Annotated in this window: 15 tRNA genes and 1 rRNA gene; all 16 read right to left on the minus strand. The window is 49.1% G+C overall.

Annotation, left to right across the window (positions count from 1 at the left end):
• Positions 1–46 precede the first annotated feature (46 nt).
• A tRNA-Met gene (locus AU377_RS06765) sits at positions 47–121 on the minus strand.
• Between the two features lie 315 nt (positions 122–436).
• A tRNA-Ser gene (locus AU377_RS06770) sits at positions 437–529 on the minus strand.
• Between the two features lie 15 nt (positions 530–544).
• Positions 545–621, minus strand: a tRNA-Ile gene (locus AU377_RS06775).
• Positions 622–627: 6 nt separating this feature from the next.
• A tRNA-Met gene (locus AU377_RS06780) sits at positions 628–701 on the minus strand.
• Between the two features lie 36 nt (positions 702–737).
• Positions 738–813, minus strand: a tRNA-Ala gene (locus AU377_RS06785).
• Positions 814–829: 16 nt separating this feature from the next.
• Positions 830–906: transfer RNA gene (locus AU377_RS06790), tRNA-Pro, on the minus strand.
• Between the two features lie 12 nt (positions 907–918).
• Positions 919–995, minus strand: a tRNA-Arg gene (locus AU377_RS06795).
• Positions 996–1,013: 18 nt separating this feature from the next.
• Positions 1,014–1,102, minus strand: a tRNA-Leu gene (locus AU377_RS06800).
• 9 nt (positions 1,103–1,111) lie between these two features.
• Positions 1,112–1,186: transfer RNA gene (locus AU377_RS06805), tRNA-Gly, on the minus strand.
• A gap of 6 nt (positions 1,187–1,192) precedes the next feature.
• A tRNA-Leu gene (locus AU377_RS06810) sits at positions 1,193–1,274 on the minus strand.
• Positions 1,275–1,301: 27 nt separating this feature from the next.
• Positions 1,302–1,377 (minus strand) — tRNA-Lys (locus tag AU377_RS06815).
• 5 nt (positions 1,378–1,382) lie between these two features.
• A tRNA-Thr gene (locus AU377_RS06820) sits at positions 1,383–1,458 on the minus strand.
• A 10-nt stretch (positions 1,459–1,468) separates the two neighbouring features.
• A tRNA-Val gene (locus AU377_RS06825) sits at positions 1,469–1,544 on the minus strand.
• A gap of 165 nt (positions 1,545–1,709) precedes the next feature.
• Positions 1,710–1,825 (minus strand): 5S ribosomal RNA (gene rrf / locus AU377_RS06830).
• Positions 1,826–1,983: 158 nt separating this feature from the next.
• Positions 1,984–2,055, minus strand: a tRNA-Glu gene (locus AU377_RS06835).
• Positions 2,056–2,068: 13 nt separating this feature from the next.
• Positions 2,069–2,159 (minus strand) — tRNA-Ser (locus AU377_RS06840).
• Between the last annotated feature and the right edge of the window lie 35 nt (positions 2,160–2,194).

Consider the following 2,194-nt stretch of genomic DNA (forward strand, 5'->3'; position numbering starts at 1 on the left):
CCTGCGTGACAGGCAGGCATGTTAACCGCTACACCACGGGACCTTTTGGTTGCGGAGGCAGGATTTGAACCTGCGACCTTCGGGTTATGAGCCCGACGAGCTACCACTGCTCCACTCCGCGATAATATTATTTTTTGGTATTTTTGATATACCACGCATTAAGTTTGTTCTGCGGCCTTTTATGATAATTTCCCTTTGGGAAATTACCCAAATCGCATTCTTCGTGATGCGATTTGCTCCACTCCGCGATAATAGTATTTGTTGGTATTTTTGACATACCACGCATTAAGTTTGTTCTGTGGCTTTTATGATAATTTCCCTTTGGGAAATTATCCAAATCACATTCTTCGTGATGTGATTTGCTCCACTCCGCGATAATAGTATTTTGGATCTTATAAAAAATCTTGTTAGCACTTGTTACTTTTTACAATAAATATGGCGGAGGAAGAGGGATTCGAACCCCCGCGGGCTTTAACACCCCTGTCGGTTTTCAAGACCGATCCCTTCAGCCAGGCTTGGGTATTCCTCCATATTATATATGTGCTGGTGGACCTTGCAGGACTCGAACCTGCGACCGGACGGTTATGAGCCGTCTGCTCTAACCAACTGAGCTAAAGGTCCTTAAGATGGCGGCGGAGGGAGTCGAACCCCCGACCTTACGGGTATGAACCGGACGCTCTAGCCAGCTGAGCTACGCCGCCAGGAATAGTATTATAGTACTTCAGTATAGTATATATTGGTGGAGCCTAGCGGGATCGAACCGCTGACCTCCTGCGTGCAAGGCAGGCGCTCTCCCAGCTGAGCTAAGGCCCCATTTTTTTTTAATAAATGGTCGGGAAGACAGGATTCGAACCTGCGACCCCTTGGTCCCAAACCAAGTGCTCTACCAAGCTGAGCTACTTCCCGAAAAATATGTATTGGCGCGCCCGACAGGAGTTGAACCCATAACCTTCTGATCCGTAGTCAGACGCTCTATCCAATTGAGCTACGGGCGCATTTATTTAATATACAACTGGTGCCGAGAACCGGAATCGAACCGGTACGGTAGTCACCTACCGCAGGATTTTAAGTCCTGTGCGTCTGCCAGTTCCGCCACCCCGGCAAGGGTAATTGGAGCGGAAGACGGGATTCGAACCCGCGACCCCGACCTTGGCAAGGTCGTATTCTACCACTGAACTACTTCCGCTTAGAGTGCGGGTGAAGGGAGTCGAACCCCCACGCCCGAAGGCACTAGATCCTAAGTCTAGCGTGTCTGCCAGTTCCACCACACCCGCGTTATTTATCATGATTTCTCATAAAAATGGTGAGCCATACAGGATTCGAACCTGTGACCCTCTGATTAAAAGTCAGATGCTCTACCGACTGAGCTAATGGCTCAAAAATGGTGCCGGCGAAAGGACTTGAACCCTCAACCTACTGATTACAAGTCAGTTGCTCTACCAGTTGAGCTACACCGGCAAGGTGTATATGGTGGAGGATGACGGGTTCGAACCGCCGACCCCCTGCTTGTAAGGCAGGTGCTCTCCCAGCTGAGCTAATCCTCCATGTTAAAATCGCGATAAGCTTCGCATTACTGCGTCAGCTTCATTCGTTCGGTCAGTCACGTATTGGAATACGCTCCTTCCCTCTCTCAATCGCTTCCTTGTCCTGCTCGTTTCTCCCGATTTTAACGAGATTCACGATAGAATTTTCAGGAATTTAATTGGTAAGCCTGGCGACGTCCTACTCTCGCAGGGGGAAGCCCCCAACTACCATCGGCGCTGAAGAGCTTAACTTCCGTGTTCGGTATGGGAACGGGTGTGACCTCTTCGCCATCGGCACCAGACTTTGTCGTCTTTTGTCAAAGACAATATTTATAATACCAACTTCAGCGTTTTTTGTCAAGTGCTTTTAAAAAGTTGAACGGCGCTTATTTAATAATCCTCACAGATTTTATTGATAAAAAAACTACAAGTCTAAATGACTCGCAGGATTCTAGCATTATGACCCCTACGGGATTCGAACCCGTGTTACCGCCGTGAAAGGGCGGTGTCTTAACCGCTTGACCAAGGGGCCTAAATGAGCTATATGGCGGAGAAGGAGGGATTCGAACCCTCGCGCCGCTTACGCGACCTATGCCCTTAGCAGGGGCACCTCTTGAGCCTCTTGAGTACTTCCCCGTAATGGCTCCGCAGGTAGGATTCGAACCTACGAC

The sequence above is a fragment of the Sporosarcina sp. HYO08 genome (genome assembly GCF_001563475.1).
Lineage (GTDB): Bacteria > Bacillota > Bacilli > Bacillales_A > Planococcaceae > Sporosarcina.